This is a genomic window from Arthrobacter sp. zg-Y40 (assembly GCF_020731535.1).
GTDB lineage: Bacteria > Actinomycetota > Actinomycetes > Actinomycetales > Micrococcaceae > Arthrobacter_B.
Map to the genome: position 1 here is coordinate 487,637 of NZ_JAJFZS010000008.1, position 18,438 is coordinate 506,074.

Genomic DNA, 18,438 nt, shown 5'->3' on the forward strand with positions numbered 1-18,438 from the left:
CTGCCGGTGCAGAGTGTGGCTCCCGTCAGGGGGACCAAGGCAAGTCACTCGCAGGGGAATCCACATGAATAAGACGGCTTCGGCATTATCCACCGCGGTACTAAGCGTCTGCGTCCTGGCAGGATGCGGCATGGGGGGCATACCGGCTACGGGCGGAACGGCAAATCCCACCGGCTCCCCCGGACCCAGCGGCACAGCCACCGGATCGCCGACTCCAACATCCAGTCCAACCGCCAGCGAAACCTCCAGCCCGACGGCGAGCCCAACTCCCAGCCCTACCGGCGGCAACGGGGACAACGACGAATCGGTGAACGTCATCCTGATGGTCGGCGACGGCATGGGCGCCAGCCAGCGAGACGCCATCCGGCTGGCCTCCGTGGGGCTCACCGGCGAACTCACCATGGACACCCTCCCGGAGGTGGGACGTGTCCACACCAACTCCGCTGATGAAGAAACATTCGTCACCGATTCAGCCGCAGCAGCCACCTCCATGTCCACCGGCGTCAAGACGTACAACGGGGCCATCGGCACGGACCTTAACCGCCAGCCGGTAACCACTGCACTGGAGATCGCCGAAGGGTTGGGGAAGTCCACGGGCCTGGTCACCACAAGCCAGGTTACGGACGCCACCCCGGCGGCGTTTGGCTCTCATGTGCTGGACCGGGATGAGCAGAGCGCCATCGCCGCCCAGTTCCTTCGCAGCTCCCACCCCGAAGTCATCCTGGGCGGCGGAGAAGACCACTGGTACCCGGCAGGTGACCCGGGCCGGTTCCCCGACAACCCGCCGGAGGACGAGTCCGAGGAAAGCGCCGGAACCGAGGGCAACCTCGTCGAAGAGGCCCAGAACCAGGGCTACGAGTACGTCTCGAACCGGGCCGGACTGCAGGCCGCCGACGGCGGAAAGATCCTGGGGCTGTTCGCCAACGAGGAGATGTTCCAGTACGGCGACGATGTTGAGGCACAGTACGAACCCGTAGTACCGCTGACGGAAATGACGCAGAAGGCCCTGGACGTGCTGGACGGCACCGAAGGCGACAACGGATTCTTCCTGATGGTCGAGGAGGAGGGCATTGACGCCTTCAGCCATGTGAACAACGGAGCCCTCACCATCGAATCGGGCATCCAGTTCGACCGGTCCGTGGCGCTGGCCAAGGAGTTCGCCGAGCAGGACGGCAACACCCTGCTCATCACGGTTGGGGACCACGAGACCGGCGGCATGGCAATTGAGCCGCTCAATGACGAGACCAACCCGGACAGCCCGGTGCAGGAAGAACCCTTCAGCGTCGCAGGTTCGGACAAGCAGTACCGGATCGACTGGACCACCGGCGGCCACACCGGCGAGGACGTGCCGCTGACGGCCATGGGTCCGGGCGCGGAAATGCTGTCCGGCGTCTACGAGAACACCCGGATCTTCGACGTGATGACTGAGGTCATGCGTTCCGGCACGGAGCAGGACTTTGACCTGCAGTCGCACCGCGGCGGCCGAGGGGAAAACACCGAGGAATCTCTGGCCGCCTTCGCCCATTCATTGAAACTCGGTGTGAGCACCCTGGAACTGGACACGCACCTGACCGAGGACGGCCGGATCATCGTCTGGCATGACGACCTGATCCAGCCCGAGAAATGCATCGACACCGGTGCCGCCAGTGCCGGGGACCCCGAGTTCCCCTACGTGGGTGACCGGGTGGCGGAACTGAGCTGGGCCCAGGTGCAGACCTTGGACTGCGGCTACCAGCAGCTGCCGGGGTTCCCCGAACAGGACGTGGTGGAGGGCAACCGCATCGCCGAACTCAGTGACGTCTACGACCTGGCCGACCAGTACCGTGCCGACACGGTCCGGTTCAATGTGGAAACCAAGGTCGAAGAGGGAATGGCGGGAGGACCGGCCAGCGTCGCGCTGACCGAGGCCGTCGTGGCCGAAGTCCGGGAGGCGGGCAAGTCCGCCCGGACCACCATCCAGTCCTTCGACTGGTCCACCCTGAATATCGTGGCCCAAACCGCCCCCGACCTGACGCTGGTGGCCCTGGCCGGTACGGCGGAGGAGCTGGGGGTCGGCCAGCCCGGTGCGGCACCCCAGCTGGGCGGGATCGACATTGACGACTTTGGCGGTTCAGTTCCGCGGGCCGCCGCGGCCCAGGGGTACGACGTCGTCTCCCCCATCGCCACTACCGTCACCCCCGAGATGATCGCCGACGCCCACGAAATGGGGTTGACCGTCATCCCGTGGACGGTCAACGAAACGGCTGACATGAATGCGCTGATGGATCTGGGCGTGGACGGCCTCATCACCGATTACCCCACCCGGTTGCGTGAGGTGATGGCTGAGCGGGGACTGGAGCTGCCCGTTCCCTACTACCTCAGCTGAGTAATCCCGCCGGCCATCCCGGTGCGGGTGCCTTTTCCGGGCACCTGCGCCGGGATGGCATGCTGGTGGGATGCCCGGTCGCTACAATCTGCCCTCCTGCTGGCTGCTCCCTGCCGGTCCGGAAGAGATTTGGGCGTTGGTCGCCGGGAGCGACATGAGCTGGCCGCGCTGGTGGCCGGGATGCACACTCGAGGAGCTGGCAACCGCCCCGGAAGCCGATACGGGCACCGACGACGCCCGCCTGCTGGCAACCACCGCGGCACTGCAGTTCAGGGCGGCCCTGGGCTACCGGCTGAGCATCTCGATCCGGCCCACGCGCGCGGACTTCCCCCGCCTCATAGAGTTCGACGCCGGCGGCGACCTGGTCGGCACCGGCCGGATCCGTCTCTCCCCCGACCCCCGGGTTCCGCAGCGGACCCGCATGCTGATCGACTGGCGGGTCACGCCCACGCGTCCCTGGATGCGGCTGCTCACCCCGGTGGCACGGCCCGTCTTCACCGCCGCCCACAGCATGCTGATGCGCCGCGGCGAACAGGGACTGCGCCGGGAACTGCGCCGGAATCAAGCCACCCGCCAGGGCCGCCCGAACAGTGTCCGCACCCCGGTGGAGAAATGCACGGTGTCCGGCGGTCCGGATACCGGCAGCCCGGCGGCAGGCACCAGCTCGTCGTAGAAATGGGTCAGCCGGGCCGGATGCAGCGGCCAGGGCCGGTGCGAAATGGGAATGAATACGGTTCGCCCGGCAAACGCGGAATGCAGCCCGAAGCGGGCGCTGAGCCACAGGGACAGCTCGTCATCGGCCTGGTGAGCATAGTCGGGTACCGCCGTGAAGGAGGACCGTGCCTGCCTGCGGAACCGCTCGACGTCGTACCCCCAGGACCAGCCCGAGCGTGTGGGCCGGCAGCGGGACCAGACATAGGGGATGCGCAGCGCGCGGGCCGCCAGCACCGGCGCCAGGCGTGAGGCGTCCAGGCTCAGGAACAGCACCCCGCGGCTGCCGTCCTGCCCACGGGAATACAGGCGGACGTTGATTTCCGTGAATGAACCGAACCATGGCACCCAGACACCGCACAGCCGCGTCTCCGGCGCCCGGAAGCCGATGAGGCCCACGTAGCTGGACCCGCGGTATACATCGGGCTCCACGCCCGGCGGCATATACGGGGCTGCCGCGGCCGGGTCGATCCGCCAGTGCAGGAACACCGTATTGGCCCAGCTCTGGGCCATCAGCACGGGCGGGGCCACCCTCGGTCCGGCGGGCCAGGGATCCTCCGTGCCGTGCACGCGCGCATCCATCCCGCCAAGGTAGCAACGGCGGCCTGCCGCTGCCAGAGCGGCTGGTAGAGACGGGCTTAGACCGGGGTGTCCGGCGCCTGCCGGCCGTCGCCGAAGCGCTCTTCCGCCACCCGCTCGCGCAGGCGGTCCAGCCGGTTCATGACCGGGGCGGCGGTGACGCCGTGCAGGACAATCGAGGAGGCTACCACCAGGCCGATCATCGCCCACAGCTGCTCGCCGCCGGGAAAGTTCCCCTTGCCCAGGGCATAGCCCAGGTAGTACAGCGAGCCGATGCCGCGGACGCCGAAGAAGGCAATGGCCAGCCGTTCACGGCGTCCGGGCCGGCCGCCAAGCAGGCTGATCCAGCCCGCCAGCGGCCGTACCAGCAGCAGGAAGGCCGCGGCCACGGCTATTTCGCGCCAGCCGATGCCGGCCAGCAGCCCCCGGGCAATGGCCCCTCCCAGCAGCACCAGGATCACTACTGTGAGCAGCCGCTCCAGCTGCTCGACGTAGCTGTGCAGCACCCGGTGGTAGCCGTGCGTGCGTTCGGCGGCACGGATGGTAACGGCGCATACAAACACGGCCACAAACCCGTAGCCGTCCAGCATCTCGGTGATGCCGTAGGCCAGGAACGTGGAGGCCAGGGCGACGAAGCCTTCCGAGTGGTTGGACAGCCGGATGCTTTCAAGCCGGGCGGAGAAGAAAACCCGGCTGAGTCCCTTACCGGTGGCGAAGCCCAGGAGCACGCCCATCCCAATCCGCCAGAGGACATCAACGGCAAGCCAGTGCGGCAGCCACGCCGACGGCGCGGTGCCCACCACGCTCAGGGCAATCGCCAGGTACACAAAGGGGAACGCCAGTCCATCATTCAGCCCGGCCTCTGACGTCAGCCCGAAGCGGACTTCGTCCTCTGCTTCCCCTTCGGCGTCTTCTTCCTCGTCATCGGCCGGCTCGCCCACCTGCACCTCGGAGGCGAGCACCGGGTCGGTGGGCGCCAGGGCGGCGGCCACCAGCACTGCGGCAGCCAGTCCGACGCCGAGCAGCCACAGGTTCAGCAGGGTCAGTCCCAGCAGGGTCAGCGGCATGGCAAGGCCAAGCATCCGCCAGGTGGTGGACCAGCGCCGCCACCCGACGGGCCGGTCCAGGGCGAGCCCGGCACCCATCAGCGAGATGATGACGCATACTTCGGTCAGGTGCGTGGTGACGTCGGCGTACCGGACCGGGTCCGGATCCGGCAGGTTCCGGAGCACGGTAAAGGCCAGGATGCCGGCGCCCAGGAACACCATGGGCATCGACACGGGTATGTCGCGCAGGATTTTGGGCAGCACGGCGGCCATGAACACCGCCAATCCGGCGGCGAAAAAGACGAGGCTGGGTCCGTCGAACACCGCCTGAACATTACCGCGGCTTTCGCCGCACAAACAGGTGCCCCGCGGAACCGGCGTGCCGGAGGGGTCAGCCTTCGCGGATCTCCACTTGCCCGGGAGCAGAACCTTCCGCACCGAAAATGAACCAGCGGGTGGCTATTTTTTCGGTGAAGAACCGGTCGTGGCTGACCGCAATGACCGCTCCCGGGAAATGCAGCAGGGCCCGCTCCATGACCTGGGTGCTGGACATGTCAAGGTGGTTGGTGGGTTCATCCAGCAGCAGTACGGGGGCACCGGAAAGCAGGCACTGTGCCATGGCTACGCGGGCGCGCTGGCCGCCGGACAGGTTGCCGATTTTGGCGGTCAGGTCCGCTTCGGAGAACTGGAACATTGTCAGGAACCGGTTCACGGACTTTTTCGTCGCACTGAAAGCCAGGGATCCGGGAAGGGAGTTCACGGCGTGGGTGACGGTGTCGTCGTCGTCGAGTTCGGCGAGCATCTGGTTGTAGGAGACCATGGACGGTCCCTTGGGCCAGTTGACCTCGCCGGCGTCAGGAGCTTCCTCGCCGGTGAGCACGCGAAGCAGGGTGGTTTTGCCGCTGCCGTTGGTTCCAGTCACCGCAATGCGGTCTCCCCTGTTCACTTCGAAGCTCAGGTCGGAGAACAGCACCTTGTCGCCGTAGGACTTTGCCAGTCCGCGGAAGCGGCCCAGGACGTCCTTGACGTGCAGCCCGTCGTAGATGGCCGTGATGATTTCATCCACCGGGCGCGGGGCGCGGGATTTCTTGATCCGGGCCAGCTGGGTGCCCAACCGGCCGCCGGCCTTGGCCGCCTCGCGGCGGTCCGCTATGCCTTCTGCTTCAAAGGCCAGCAGTTCGGCCTCGTGGACAAACTGCGCCTGCAGCGTCTTGAGCCGGAACTGCTTCTGCACCACGTATTCGGCGAAGTTCCCCGGGTATTCGTGCAGGTGGAAGTTCTCCACCTCCACGATGCGGGTGACGACGGCATCGAGGAACTTCCGGTCATGCGAGACAATGACGGCGGCGCCGCGGAAATCACGGAACCAGCTTTCAAGCCATTCGACGCCGGCCACATCCAGGTAGTTGGTGGGCTCGTCAAGCAGCAGGACGTCGGGCTGCTCGAGCAGGATCTTCGCCAGCGCTGCCCGGTTCCGCCAGCCGCCGGACAGGGCGTCAATGGGGCAGGTCCGGTGCGCCTCGGTAAACCCCAGTGTGGTCAGGACCGTGTCAATCCGCCGGGGATAGTCCCAGCCGTCCAGCCGGTCCATGGTTTCAAACAGTTCGGACTGGCGCCGGATGAGGCGGTCCATCTCCTTATCGGAGGGATTTCCGGACAGCTCGCCGTCGATGCGGGCCAACTCGGCTTCCACATCCTTGACCGATCCGAAGACGGCGTCGAGGACCTCGGTGATGCTGGCAGCGCCGTCGAGCTCCGAGAACTGGGAGAAGTAGCCGATCTTCACCCCCGCTTCCACGGTTACCGTGCCCGAGTCCGGCTCCACCTGCCCCAGCACAAGCTTGAGGATGGTGGACTTGCCGGACCCGTTGCGGCCGATCAGGCCGATCCGGTCCTTGGGTTCGAGCCGAAGGAACGCTTCTCGCAGGACCTGCTTCTTCTCGAAGGAAGTGTTGACGTCCTGCAGCCGGATCAGGCTCATGGTGTCCTCTCAAGGGGTTGGTCTTCGCCCCGCGGGACAACGAGCACCCATCTTACCGTTGCACGGCCGGCGGTAATCGCCGGGGGCGCAGGCTGGCCTCGAAGCCTAGCCGCGGAGGGTGTAAGTGCCCACGGGACGGTTGCGCTGTGCGGCACCTTCCATGCGGGTGTAGCTGCCGCGGACACGCGTTGCCTGGCTGGCGGCCGAGACGTAGCTGCCCTCGGGGCGGGCTGCTGCCTGCGGGCGGTCGTAGCGGGTGGTGTAGCTGCCCAGGGGCCGGGATGAAGCGGCGGCCGGGGCGGCGCGGTGGCTCGTTTCCCGGGTGGTGGTTGCTGCTGCGGGTCGGTTGATCAAGATGGTCATAGTTCTCTCCTCGGATATTGCGTTCGGTGAGACTCGGGCCGGGGTTCTTGCCGCCGGCTTCGCGGGCCGGGACAAGGCGGATTCCGGGCATGGTGCAGCCCGGAAAGGGAAAATCGCCATTGAAAGGCCCGCCGGTGCTTCGGACGGGTGTGCTGCTTAGCGGGCGGAGTATTCCGCCTGTTGCCGGCAGCTGCTGCAGACACCGCTGAAGGTTACTTCGGCGGCAATCACGGTGAAGCCGGAGTCATCCGACGGGGCAAGGCAGGGCGCCTGGCCGATCACGCAATCCACGTCGCGGATTGTTCCGCAGCTGATGCAGACGAGGTGGTGGTGGTTATCCCCCACACGGGACTCGTACAGGGCGGGTGATCCGGCGGGTTCAATCCGCCGGGCTACCCCGGCGTCGGTGAAAGCCGACAGAATCCCGTAAACCGCCTGCGCCGAAATGGCCGGCAGTTCTTCCCGGACGACACCCAGAACACGGTCCGCACTGGAGTGCGGGGTGTTCTCCAGCGCCCGCAAAACCGCCAGGCGCTGTGCAGTGACTTTCAGTCCAGCTGTCCGGATTTTTCCGGCCAGCCGATCCGCTTCCAGGTCCGTCTGCATACCAAGAACGCTATCAGTTGTTTTGACTGGCTAAAGACAACTTGGGGGGTTTTGGGGTGTGATTCCGGACGCTGTGTCCCCCGCCACGCAGGCGGTCCGAGCAGCAGCGGGTCACCCGGTGGGACGATAGGAGGGACGCAACACACCAGTGGAAGAGGATCGGTTATGGCCACGCTCAAAGAGCAGCTGCAGGCAGACATGAAGACGCACATGAAGGCGGGCAACCGTACTGCCCTCACCACGGTGCGCAATGTGCTGGGCGAAATCACCACCCGCGAAAAGTCCGGGAAGACTCCCGTAGAGCTCGACGACGCGCAGACGGTTTCCCTGCTGCAGAAGGAAGCAGCCAAGCGCCGCGACACGGCCCGCATCTACACCGAGGCAGGCGAAACCGAACGCGCCGCCGCTGAGGAAGCCGAAGCGGAGGTCATCGAGGCCTACCTTCCCGCGCCACTGGGCCGGGAAGACGTTGAAGCGATTGTCGACGAAGCCATCGCCGGCCTGCGCGCCGCAGGCACTGAGCCGTCCATGCGCCAGATGGGCCAGGTGATGAAGCCGGTGACCGCCAAGGTGGCAGGGCGGTTCGATGGCAAGGCCGTGAGCGAGATCGTCCGCTCCCGCCTGGCTTAGCTGCCGGGGCTAATGACCACAAGGTCCGATCCGTCGGCCTTGTGGTCGGCCATCCGGACGCTCTGGATGGCCGGGTCGTCGTAGGTGTTCCAGTAGTAGCTCATGGTCCGGGACGAATACAGGCCGGTGTACGTGGTTATCTCAAACTCCCCCGACCCCATGGCAGCGCTGCCGGCGACCATGGCGGTCTGCTGCAAGGTGTGGAACGCGCGGCTGACGTTCTCTTCCTCAGTGCTTTGCTCCGGGTAGTTCGCATGCACGTACGCCGCGCGGACAAACCGCGACGGCGAGTAGTAGTCCCCGGGGATCCCGCGCATCAGTGACCCCGAGCCGAATGGGGTCAGATGCGCCCGGTTGAGCACAACTTCCTCGGGAAATGCGGACGAGGCGTTGAGGTAGTTGCGCAGGTTCTCGTGGTGCCAGTCGAAGCCGGGCTGGTTCGTCAGCACGTCTACGTCGTCGTGGAAGACGTGCATACCGTCCTTCGTATGTTCCACGACGATGGCCCGCGTTGAGTCGCCGATAAGCCAGTGCAGCAATGAACTCGGATACTTGTCGTTGATCGGCTTGTCGACAATCACCACCTTGTCCAGCGCGGCTTCGACCTCGTCAACGCTGGCAAACTGGGAGGCCACCCACAGCGGGAATTCGAACGCTGCGACGTTGGTGGCACCCTGCACCGGTTCCGGCGCGTACTGCGCGTACCCCGGGAAGTTCAGGCCGCCGACGGCAAGGCCGGCGTCGTTGCCGCAGTCGAAGTACAGCGGCGTGTCCTCCTGGACAATGCCCATGCCGATAACGGCGTGCTGGATCTTGGGCACCGCGCCGAACGGCGACTTGGTGGCGTAACCGGTGGGCGTCACCACCACCCGTTCCCCGAAGTCGGATGTCCAGTCGAGGTTGCGTGCGAAATAAAGGTTGCTGCCGTCCGAGAACCTGATGCCTGTGCACATATGGATGCTCCCTTGGTATGGCGTATACAGCCAAGCCCGCACGGGGCTTCGCCTCCCCCTGAGCTCTTCAGTCTAGGTCCGGAAGGCCGCCGCGGGCGCGGTGCGGACGAAGAAACAGCCACGCGCCAGCCGAATTGGGTTCCAGCGCTGCTGCCTCACGGGACCGGCGCAGCCACCCCGCCGCCGCTGTTACCCTGATTGCTGAACGCTCATTCACTGCCATCCCCGGAGGTCCAGGTGCCTGCAGTCCAGACCGGCCAGCGGCTGCTGGAATCCGCCACCGAGGCGTTTGCCGCCAAGGGCTTCCACGGCACGACGACGCGGGACATCGCCGCCGCCGCGGGCGTCACCCCCGGAGCCGTGTACGTGCACCACCGCTCCAAGGAAGAGCTGCTCTACAGCATCTCCAAGCTCGGGCACGAGCGCACCCTGGAACTGGTCCGCGCCTGCGCTTCCACCAGCAGCAATCCGGTGGAACAGATCCGCACCATGGTGCGGGACTTCGTGGAATGGCAGAGCAGCAACCGCACCAAGTCGGCCGTGGTCAACTTCGAACTGGCCGCGCTCAGCGACGAGCATCGTGCCGAGGTGCTGGACATCCGCAGGGCGGTGGACGCGGAGTTCCGCACCGTGGTGGACCGGGGCCGGGAGCAGGGTATGTTCAACGTCCCGGACACATCGCTCGCCGTGTTCGCGCTGCTGTCGCTGTGCATTGACGTCGCGCGCTGGTACCGAAGCGACGGCCGGCTGAGTGCTGCAGCAATCGGTGAACACCACAGCTCCATGGCGCTGCGGATGCTGGGCGCCGCGGCCTGAGCGCCGCCGCACCCCGCATGCCTGTTACACCGCCCGTCCCACGGGCATACTGGAGGTCCCGCACCGGCGGCAGGCCCGGGACCCAAGGCAATCGAGGTGCAAGCATGGCGGAACTGACCACACTGGTGTCCGGTATCGGCATGGGGGAATCGGCCCGGTGGCACAACGGTGAATTATGGTTCGCGGACTGGACTGCAGGGACCATTTCCGCACTGGATGCGGACGGTAATGTCCGCCGGGTTACCGCGGTACCGTCCTTCCCCATCAGTTTTGACTGGCTGCCGGACGGCCGCATGGTGGTGGTTTCAGGGACCGATGGCCACGTCCTGGTGGAGGTGCCCCACGCCGGACTGGTCCCGTACGCAGACCTCAGCGGCCTCTCGGACTATCCGTGGAACGAAATTGCCGTTCACCCTTCCGGCAACATCTACGTCAACGGCATTGGCTACGACTACTCCGGCGCGGCGCGTGCGGACGGGGTCATTGCCCTGGTCCGGCCGGACGGATCCGCGGAGCAGGCCGCCGGCGGGCTGGCTTTCCCCAACGGCATGCTGGTCTCGGACGACGGCGGGACGCTGGTGGTTGCCGAGTCCAACGCCGCCCGGCTCACTTCCTTCAGCGTTACGCCCGGCGGGGGGCTGGCGCCGGCCGGGGAATGGGCAGCGGTCAACGGCAGTGCGCCGGACGGCATCTGCTGGGACGGCTCCGGGGGCATCTGGTTTGCCGAGGTGCCGGGGGAACGCTGCGTGCGGATCCAGGCGGGCGGGAACGTAGTGGAGACCGTGCAGCTGGAGCAGGGATGCTTCTCCTGCGCCACCGGCGGCCAGGACGGCGGCCTGCTGTTCATGATGACCGCCCAATGGCCCGAGGCAATGGACCCCGCCGCAGGCAAAACCGGGCAGGTGATGGGCCTGCGGGTCCGGTAATGCCGGCGGCGGGCTCCTGGGCTAGGCGAAGGCGGACAGTCCGGTGATGTGCCGGCCCAGGATCAGCGACTGCATGCTGTCCGTGCCCTCATAGGTGAAGACCACTTCCATGTCCGTCAGGTGCCGCGCCACATGGTTTTCCAGCAGCAGGCCATTGCCGCCCATGATGTCCCGTGCCTCCTGGCAAATCCAGCGGCCCTGCCGGGCGGCGAACATCTTGGCCATGGAGGCCATGGGCCCGGTCATCTGCCCGGCGTCGCCCAATTCGTTGAGCCGGAAGCAGGTGAGCTTCACGGCGGTCAGCTGGGCGAGCATGTTGGCCAGCTTGTTCTGCACCAGCTGGAACCCGGCAATCGGCCGGCCGAACTGCACCCGCTGCTTGGCATAGGCCACCGCAATCTCGTATGCGGCCTCCGCATGCCCCAGCGCTTCCCAGGCCACTCCCCCTCGCGTGGCAGCCAGCACCTTGTTCACGTCCTTGAAGGAGTTGCAGTTCTCCAGCCGGTTTGCCGCCGGGATGCGCAGGTCCTCAATCACGATGTCCGGCTGCAGCACCGCCCGCTTGCCCATCTTGCCGGTGATGACTTCTGCCGTGTACCCGGCCGGGTGCCGGCCGTCCGCGTCCTTTTCCATCACAAAGGCCTTGACCGCGCCGTCGGCCTCGTCCCGGGCATAGATGATCACGACGTCGGCGAAGCTCGCGTTGCCGATCCACCGTTTGCTGCCGTTCAGGACATACTCGTTCCCCTCCCGGCGGGCACTGGTTTCCAGTGAGACCGAATCCGAACCGTGGCCCGGCTCCGTCAGCGCAAAGGCGCCGATCTTTTCCATCATGGCCATTGCCGGCAGCCAGCGCTGCTTCTGTTCCTCGCTGCCGAGCATGTCGATGCTGCCCATGGCCAGGCCGGAGTGGACGCCGAAGAAGGTGTTGATGGACCCGTCGCCGCGGGCCAGTTCCGCTGCCGCCGTGGAGGAGGCAATCCGGCTCAGCCCCGGGCAGCCGTGGCCGGTGATGGTGCCTCCGGCTATGTTCAGCGCCGCAAGTTTGGGCACCAGCTCAAACGGGAACTCGGCCCGCTCCCAGTACCCGTTGATGACTGGAAGCAAATCCCTGTCCACAAAGGCACGCACCCGGTCCCGGACGTCGCGCGCCTGCTCGTCGAGCACTTCGTCCAAGAGGTAGAGGTCTGAATCCACGTCCTGGCCGGCGGCGGGTTCGAAGGCGGGACGGTCGGTCCGGGTTACGGTCATGGGATGCTCCACTCAGCTAAATGATCGTTTAGTTAGTGGTGAGTATGGCCTGCATCACACCGCGGGTCAACCGTTTTAGTGCGGGAGCACGGTCTCCGGCAGCTCGTTGGTCGGCCGGCGGACGAAGAGCGATGCCGCAACAGCGACGAGGGAGACTACCGCACCCCAGAAGAACGCCGTGTGGACGCCGGAAGCCGCAGCCGAGACAGCTGACGCACCGTCGGCCAGCGCCGTCGTCGTGCCGGTGGTCATCAGTGTGATGAAGACGGCGGTGCCGGCGGCTCCGGCCAACTGCTGCAGCGTGTTGATGATGGCGCTGCCGTGGGAGTACAGGGACTTGTCCAGCGAGCCCAGTGCAGAGGTGAACAGCGGCGTGAAAATGAAGCCCAGGCCGGCATTGAGCAAGCAGTGCAGCAGGATGACGACGCCAACCGGGGTCTCATCTGTGAGCATGGTCATTCCCCACAGGGCGGCACTGAGCAGCACGGCGCCGGGAATCACCAGCGGGCGGGGACCGAACCGGTCAAACAGGTTACCGACAACCGGCGAGAGGATGGCCATAACCACGCCGCCGGGCAACAGGAGCAGGCCGGTCTGCAGCGTGGTCAGCCCGAGAACATTCTGCAGGTACAGCGGGAGGACAATCAGGCAACCAAACAGGGCCATCATGGAAACCAGGACCATCAGGATCGCCACCACAAAGGGCTTACTGGTAAACGTGCGAAGGTCCATCAGGGCACTGTCAGTGCGCTGGAGCACCAGCTGGCGCAGCACGAAGCCGGCCATGGCGAGGGCCCCGACGGTCAGCGGGATCCACAGCGGCATCAGTTCCTTGCCCTGCGCAGCTTCGCCGATGCTGCTGAGGCCGAAAATGAGCCCGCCGAAGGCAAAGGTGGACAGCACTATGGACAGGACGTCCAGCGGCACGCGCTTGGTCTCGGTAAGGTTCCGCACCTTCACCGCGCCCAGGCCGAGGGCCAGCAGGGCGATGGGCAGGACCAGCCAGAACATCCAGCGCCAGTCCAGCGCATTGAGGATGATTCCGGAGACGGTGGGCCCGATGGCCGGTGCCACCGCAATGACAATGGAAATGCTTCCCATCATCTGCCCGCGCTTATGCGCCGGAACAGCATTCAGGACCGTGGTCATCAGCAGCGGCAGCATAATAGCCGTGCCGCCGGCCTGGATGATCCGTCCGCCCAGCAGGGCGCCGAAGCCGGGTGCCGTGGCGGCCAGCAGCGTACCGGCGCTGAACAGGGACATGGCGGTGAGGAACAGCCCGCGCATGGAGAACCGCTGCAGCAGGAAACCGGTAGCCGGAATCACCACGGCCATGGTGAGCATAAAGCCGGTGGTAAGCCACTGGGCGGTGCCGGCAGTGATCTCAAGGTCCGACATCAGCCGCGGCAGGGCCACGCTCATGATGGTTTCGTTGAGGATCACCACGAAGGAGGAGACCAGCAGCAGCCCGATCACGGTTTTAGTGCGGGCGTCCAGGGCATCGGGGGCAGGGGTGCGTCCCGGCCTTACCTGCGCAGGGGAAACGTCGGTTTGGGGGTCAAGACTCAAGAGGGAGGATTCCTAAACAACGGTTGGTATACGGGGCCGCTGGAGCGGACCCGGCCTGCCAGCTTACGCGTGCACCGCACCGGGTGCGGAATCGGTCAGCCGAATCCGATCACGAGCAGCCCGAACCCCAGCACAAAGGTAATCACCAGCAGCCAGCCGCATACAACAGCCACCACACCCATGAGCGATACCACCAGCCAGGTGCGCTCAAAGCGGCGGCGGATCCAGCCAAAGAGTTCCGGCACCGCGAGCAGCAGCATAACGAGCGCGCCCAGGATCACGGCCAGCAGTACGGTTACCAGCACCGGTTCGGGCAACACCCACAGCTGCAGGAGCACGACGGCGACCGCCAGCGCCAGTGCGGCAGCGGCCTGCACCAGCCAAGCCGCTCCCAGGTGCGGCCATGCTTCCTCTTTGGTACTCATGGTCCCGCAGTCTAACTGCCCTAGTGGTGTTCCCGGTGGTCCATGGTGACGGTGCGCAGGTCCAGCCGGCGCAGCACGCGGTCCACGGCCTCGGGATCCATGCCCGGCTCCCGGCGGGCCGCAAGCACCTCCCGGCGCGCGGCGTCCATCGCCTCGCGCTGCACCACGTCCATGACCTCCAGCGTGGCCTTACGGTCCAGCAGCTTCTGCGGATCGTGTTCCTCATCGCCCTGCAGCATCGAGTGCAGGGAGGACATCCGCTTGGCCAGGACGGCCCGGCGCTCGGGCGGAAGCTCCTGGATGGCCCCGCAGCGCTTCATGGTCTCAACGGCTGCCTTTTCGGCCCGCAGGGCCAGTTCGCGTTCCTTGCGGTTGGCGTCCTTGAGGTCATTGGGCAGCTTCAGGACCCGCATCAGCCACGGCAGGGTCAGCCCCGGGACCACCAGGGTGACTACCAGGACCGCGGCCGCACAGGCCACCACAAAGTTGCGTCCGGGCAGTGCTTCTCCGGCGAGCGTGGTGCCCGGCAGTGCCAGGGCCAGGGCCAGCGTTGCCAGTCCGCGCATACCGCACCAGGTCAGCACCAGGACTTCCTTAAGCGAGCCGGGAACGTGGTTCTTTTCGGCACCGCCGAGGCGGTAGATCGCCAGCATCCACAGGAACCGCACCAGAAGCACCGCGGCGCAGACCGCCACGATGCCGGGAATCATGCCCAGCAGGTCCGAACCCTCATCCTCGATGATGTAGCGCATTTCGATGCCCACCAGGCCGAAGGCGACGCCGGTGGTCAGCAGCTCCACGACGTCCCAGAACGCGGTGCGCGTCAGACGCTCCTCGGAGTCCTGCGGCCGGGCCCTGCGGCCCAGCTCCAGGGCGGTGACCACCACGGCCACCACACCGGAGAAGTGGGCTTCTTCAGCCAGCAGATAAACGGCAAAGGGGGCGACGAGGGTTGCGGCGGACCGGGCCACCATGTTGGGGACGAACCGGTTCAGGCTGCCCACTACCCATGCCATGGCGAGGCCCAGAACCACGGCTCCCGCGGCCCCGATGAGGAACCGGGGCACTATGTCCCACCCCACGACGCCGCCGCTTGTGCTGGCCGCAACGGCGGCCTGGAAGATCACGATGGCAATGGCGTCGTTAAAGAGACCCTCGGTCTGCAGCACGGTGATCAGGCGCCGGGGCATCTTCACCTTGCCGGCCACAGCTTCCACGGCCACGGGATCCGGCGGAGCAACAATGGCGCCCAAGGCGATGGCGGCAGGGAGGCCAAGAGCCGGAATCATCACCCATGACACGCCGGCCACCACAGCCACGGTTACCGCCACAAGGGCTACGGCCAGCAGCACCAGGGAGCGCCAGCGAAGGCGGAACACCGACCAGGAACTGCGCTGGGCGGCTGCGTAAAGCAACGGAGGCAGGAAGAGCGGGAGGATCAACTCAGGGTTGATGTGGACCTCGGGGATGATCGGCAGGAAGGCAATCATTGCCGAGAAGATCAGCATCAACACCGGGTACGGGAGGCGGATCCGCTCGCCCACGCCTGCGGCCAGCACCGTGCCGAACAGGAGGCAGATCAGGAGCATCAGGAATTCCATTGCTTCAGCCCCTTCCGCAATACGGGTCGGAGACTGTCGTTCCTGTGCATGCCATATGTGCCTGTAACCTCTTTCGGGTTTGCGTCACTGCGTACCGGTCTGCGGATAATTATTGCACCCAAATCACAAGAGTGTAGGAATGCATCCAGTGCAAGCCCAGATTCGACGGTTCCCGGGTGCGGCTCGCATCACTTCAGCCGGTGGGCATCTTCACCGCAAGGGGGCTTACTTTCCGCTTCCGCACGCTCCCGCCCTCTCGCTAAAATTAACGGGTAAGCATTTGAATCCACAATCAACGGTGATGTGAGTTCGGAAAGATGTTTCCGCCGCCTCAGAACTTTCATCGTCCAACACGGCTTTGGGAGGGAGGTTCCGCTGCCGTGACGCGCCTGTACGGCCTCATAGATGTTCCGCGGCCCAACATGGATCAGCCGATTCCCCCCGTTTCACTGCACGGCGGGGCTCGGCGAGCTGCCCCTGTCCCGTCCACCGGTCCGACCGCTGCGCCTGGGCAGGCACCGGGGATGCTCATCCGGTGGGATCCCGCCGATGTTCCCGCCGCCCTGGACCAGCTCATAGTCGAACATCCCGAGATATTCACCGGGCCGGATGCCCTGCCGGATCGCCCCGTCCCCTTCCGGATGCGCTTGGTGGACGCGGACGTTCCGCCGGAGATTCTCATCCATCCCTCCGTGGAGCAGGCACAGGCCGGCTTTATCCGCGAGCTGGCCCGGGGACTGCCGCTGAACGCCCGGACCCGGAACTATAAAGACTGCTCCGCAAGGCTGGAGGTGGCCGTCGCCATTACTCCCGTCCGCGTCCTCTCGGGCGAGCGCAGCCCGGCAGAATTGCGGGTTATCGCGGAGGAACTCGGCCTGCCCTGGCTGCGGTCCTTCACTGCCTTCCGCCACGAATCCCCCAGCCATGCCATCCTCCGGATGACGCCCGATGAGAAGGCACGGGCACTGGCGGAAACCTATGCTGCCGTGGACCGGGCCGCCTGCACCCCTCCGTCCCCGGGCCCGGTGGCGGACACGATCGCCGTCGTCCACCGCCTCCGCGAGCTGTTCCCCGGGGATCACGGGATCCTGCTGGCCGTCTGCATGAACCTGTTCCACCTCGAACCGGGGCAGGCCATGGTCACTCCGGCCGGCTGCATGCACACCTACCTCTCCGGCCTGGCCATGGTGGTGATGAGCATTTCGGAGAACGCACTGAAGGTGGGCCTGACCAAGGACTATATAAACGTGGACGAGCTCCAGCAGATCCTGGCCACGGAACAGACGGGGCCGGCACCGCTCCCGGTCACCCAGGCAGACAGCTTCCGGGAACGGATTCCGCTCTGGAGCGATGAGCTCCTGCTGGAGCGTGCGGTCCTCGATGAGACGCCGCGGGACATTCAGCTGGGCCGTTTTACGGTAGTCCTGGCGGCGCTGGGGGATGCCGAAATCACGGTGGGTGATACAACCACTCCGATCGACCAGGGCTCCAAGGTCCTATACCTGGGCGATCCGGTGAAGGCGCAGGTCCGCGGCCCGGCGCAGCTGTTCGTTGCGTCCAGGAGCTAGGCTCCCGGGCGCAACGCCTGCGCACTGCGCGTTGTTCCGGCGATAACCGCCACGGCCACCAGCGCACCGATGGTGGTCTCCAACGCCCGGTCCATCGTTAGCGCCCACACGTCCGCGCTGTGCGTGAACCCTGTCATCAGCAGCGCCACCGGCGTGAGGAACACCATGGCCATTCCGTAGTGCCGGATGACGTAGATTTCCCCGCCGAACTGCAGCACGGCCAGCAGCACCGCCAGCTCCACCGGCGACCAGTGCACCTGCAGCAGCAGGGCCGAGAGCAGCACCCCGGCGTAGGTGCCCAGAATGAAGTGGGCTGCCCGCCTCGGACCCGACGCGGCGTCGGCGGCTGCCAGCGGCGCGCAGGCGGCCAGCATGGCCCAGTATCCGTGGCCCAGTCCCAGTACCGCCGAAAGCGAGCCGGCCGCCGCCACCGCCGCCGTGTACCTGCCCGAGTGCAGCAAAATCCGCCCCCAGGCAGGCGGCACACGGGTGAGTCGCACCGCGGGGGTATGCCGGCGGGCATGTACCCGGCCGGCCACACCCAGCAGCACAGCCAGGAGCGCCCCGGCCGCGGCGGTCAGGAAGGCTTCAGCGAGTGATCCCGCGAAGGGCGCGGCGGAGGTGGCGGTGAAGGCGAAAATGTAGGTAAACGGACCGGCGGGCCTGACCCGGAGGTAGTCCGCGGCCACGGAAATGCAGCCGGCAATCACCGTGCCGATAGCCACCACGGCCCATGGCCCCGGGTCGGTTTGGGACAGCGCAACGCCGGCCAGCACGGTCAGGATCATCAGGGCACCGGAGGCGGACTGGTGCTTCAGCCGGCGCCAATGCGGCTCGCTGCGGCCAAACACCCCGGTCAGCGAGCCGAAGATTGCGTACATGGTCAGGTCCGTGCGCCCCAGCAGGACCAGGACCAGCAGCGGCAAAAACAAGCCGAGACCAACGCGGACGGCGGGGAAACGGTGCCCGCGGCCGGAGGGAATGCTCAGGAATTCACGGACATGGGTCATCACTGGTGCAGGAAGCCTTTCACTGCGGCCTAGGAATC

The 18,438-nt window shown here is 66.2% G+C and carries 17 protein-coding genes; 6 read left to right on the forward strand and 11 right to left on the reverse strand.

Annotated features, from left to right (window positions below; genetic code table 11):
• Positions 1-130: 130 nt before the first annotated feature.
• Positions 131-2,365 carry an alkaline phosphatase gene (locus LJ754_RS09650; RefSeq protein ID WP_227926388.1) on the forward strand — a complete coding sequence of 745 codons (2,235 nt, stop codon included), beginning with the start codon at positions 131-133 and terminating at the stop codon, positions 2,363-2,365.
• Between the two features lie 70 nt (positions 2,366-2,435).
• Positions 2,436-3,038: a hypothetical protein gene (locus tag LJ754_RS09655; RefSeq protein WP_227926389.1), complete on the forward strand. Its 603-nt coding sequence runs from the start codon at positions 2,436-2,438 to the stop codon at positions 3,036-3,038.
• Here the strand turns inward: LJ754_RS09655 and LJ754_RS09660 are convergent.
• The 5 genes from LJ754_RS09660 to LJ754_RS09680 all read right to left on the reverse strand — a co-directional run bounded on the left by LJ754_RS09660 (position 2,927) and on the right by LJ754_RS09680 (position 7,651).
• Positions 2,927-3,658 (reverse strand): YqjF family protein, encoded by a 732-nt coding sequence (locus LJ754_RS09660; RefSeq protein WP_227926390.1) that lies wholly within the window; start codon positions 3,656-3,658, stop codon positions 2,927-2,929. The genes LJ754_RS09655 and LJ754_RS09660 overlap by 112 nt on opposite strands.
• Before the next feature lie 56 nt (positions 3,659-3,714).
• Complete coding sequence (locus tag LJ754_RS09665) at positions 3,715-5,025, reverse strand: cation:proton antiporter (RefSeq protein WP_227926391.1); 1,311 nt, start codon at positions 5,023-5,025, stop codon at positions 3,715-3,717.
• A 67-nt stretch (positions 5,026-5,092) separates the two neighbouring features.
• On the reverse strand, positions 5,093-6,682 hold the full coding sequence (locus LJ754_RS09670; RefSeq protein ID WP_227926392.1) for an ABC-F family ATP-binding cassette domain-containing protein: 1,590 nt from the start codon (positions 6,680-6,682) through the stop codon (positions 5,093-5,095).
• A gap of 105 nt (positions 6,683-6,787) precedes the next feature.
• Entirely contained in the window at positions 6,788-7,045 is a 258-nt protein-coding gene (locus LJ754_RS09675) for a hypothetical protein (RefSeq protein ID WP_227926393.1), read from the reverse strand.
• A gap of 156 nt (positions 7,046-7,201) precedes the next feature.
• Complete coding sequence (locus tag LJ754_RS09680; RefSeq protein WP_227926394.1) at positions 7,202-7,651, reverse strand: Fur family transcriptional regulator; 450 nt, start codon at positions 7,649-7,651, stop codon at positions 7,202-7,204.
• 165 nt (positions 7,652-7,816) lie between these two features.
• On the opposite strand from LJ754_RS09680, the gene LJ754_RS09685 reads away from it, so the two are divergent.
• The gene (locus tag LJ754_RS09685; protein WP_227911197.1) at positions 7,817-8,281 is read left to right on the forward strand and encodes a GatB/YqeY domain-containing protein; all 465 of its coding nucleotides are present in this window, start codon (positions 7,817-7,819) and stop codon (positions 8,279-8,281) included.
• Here the strand turns inward: LJ754_RS09685 and bsh are convergent.
• The gene (gene bsh, locus LJ754_RS09690) at positions 8,278-9,234 is read right to left on the reverse strand and encodes a choloylglycine hydrolase (RefSeq protein WP_227911196.1); all 957 of its coding nucleotides are present in this window, start codon (positions 9,232-9,234) and stop codon (positions 8,278-8,280) included. The two genes, LJ754_RS09685 and bsh, sit on opposite strands and share 4 nt — an antisense overlap.
• Positions 9,235-9,471: 237 nt before the next feature.
• Here bsh and LJ754_RS09695 point away from each other — a divergent pair, with 237 nt between their 5' ends.
• Together LJ754_RS09695 and LJ754_RS09700 are read left to right on the forward strand one after the other, a co-directional pair.
• Positions 9,472-10,050 (forward strand): TetR/AcrR family transcriptional regulator, encoded by a 579-nt coding sequence (locus LJ754_RS09695; protein WP_227926396.1) that lies wholly within the window; start codon positions 9,472-9,474, stop codon positions 10,048-10,050.
• A 104-nt stretch (positions 10,051-10,154) separates the two neighbouring features.
• Positions 10,155-10,976, forward strand: coding sequence for an SMP-30/gluconolactonase/LRE family protein (locus LJ754_RS09700; RefSeq protein WP_227926397.1), 822 nt, complete (start codon positions 10,155-10,157; stop codon positions 10,974-10,976).
• A 21-nt stretch (positions 10,977-10,997) separates the two neighbouring features.
• Here LJ754_RS09700 and LJ754_RS09705 read toward each other — a convergent pair whose 3' ends face one another.
• The 4 genes from LJ754_RS09705 to LJ754_RS09720 all read right to left on the reverse strand — a co-directional run bounded on the left by LJ754_RS09705 (position 10,998) and on the right by LJ754_RS09720 (position 15,822).
• The gene (locus LJ754_RS09705; protein ID WP_227926398.1) at positions 10,998-12,227 is read right to left on the reverse strand and encodes an acyl-CoA dehydrogenase family protein; all 1,230 of its coding nucleotides are present in this window, start codon (positions 12,225-12,227) and stop codon (positions 10,998-11,000) included.
• Between the two features lie 75 nt (positions 12,228-12,302).
• Positions 12,303-13,796, reverse strand: coding sequence for an MDR family MFS transporter (locus LJ754_RS09710; protein ID WP_227926399.1), 1,494 nt, complete (start codon positions 13,794-13,796; stop codon positions 12,303-12,305).
• Between the two features lie 95 nt (positions 13,797-13,891).
• Positions 13,892-14,221 (reverse strand): hypothetical protein, encoded by a 330-nt coding sequence (locus LJ754_RS09715; RefSeq protein ID WP_227911191.1) that lies wholly within the window; start codon positions 14,219-14,221, stop codon positions 13,892-13,894.
• A gap of 20 nt (positions 14,222-14,241) precedes the next feature.
• Positions 14,242-15,822, reverse strand: coding sequence for a Na+/H+ antiporter (locus tag LJ754_RS09720; protein WP_227926400.1), 1,581 nt, complete (start codon positions 15,820-15,822; stop codon positions 14,242-14,244).
• A 524-nt stretch (positions 15,823-16,346) separates the two neighbouring features.
• Between LJ754_RS09720 and LJ754_RS09725 the strand changes: the two genes are divergently transcribed.
• A complete protein-coding gene (locus tag LJ754_RS09725; protein WP_227926401.1) occupies positions 16,347-17,390 on the forward strand; it encodes a hypothetical protein in 1,044 nt (347 codons plus the stop codon).
• On the opposite strand, the gene LJ754_RS09730 is transcribed toward LJ754_RS09725, so the two are convergent.
• A complete protein-coding gene (locus tag LJ754_RS09730; RefSeq protein WP_227926598.1) occupies positions 17,387-18,400 on the reverse strand; it encodes an FUSC family protein in 1,014 nt (337 codons plus the stop codon). The genes LJ754_RS09725 and LJ754_RS09730 overlap by 4 nt on opposite strands.
• Positions 18,401-18,438 lie beyond the last annotated feature (38 nt).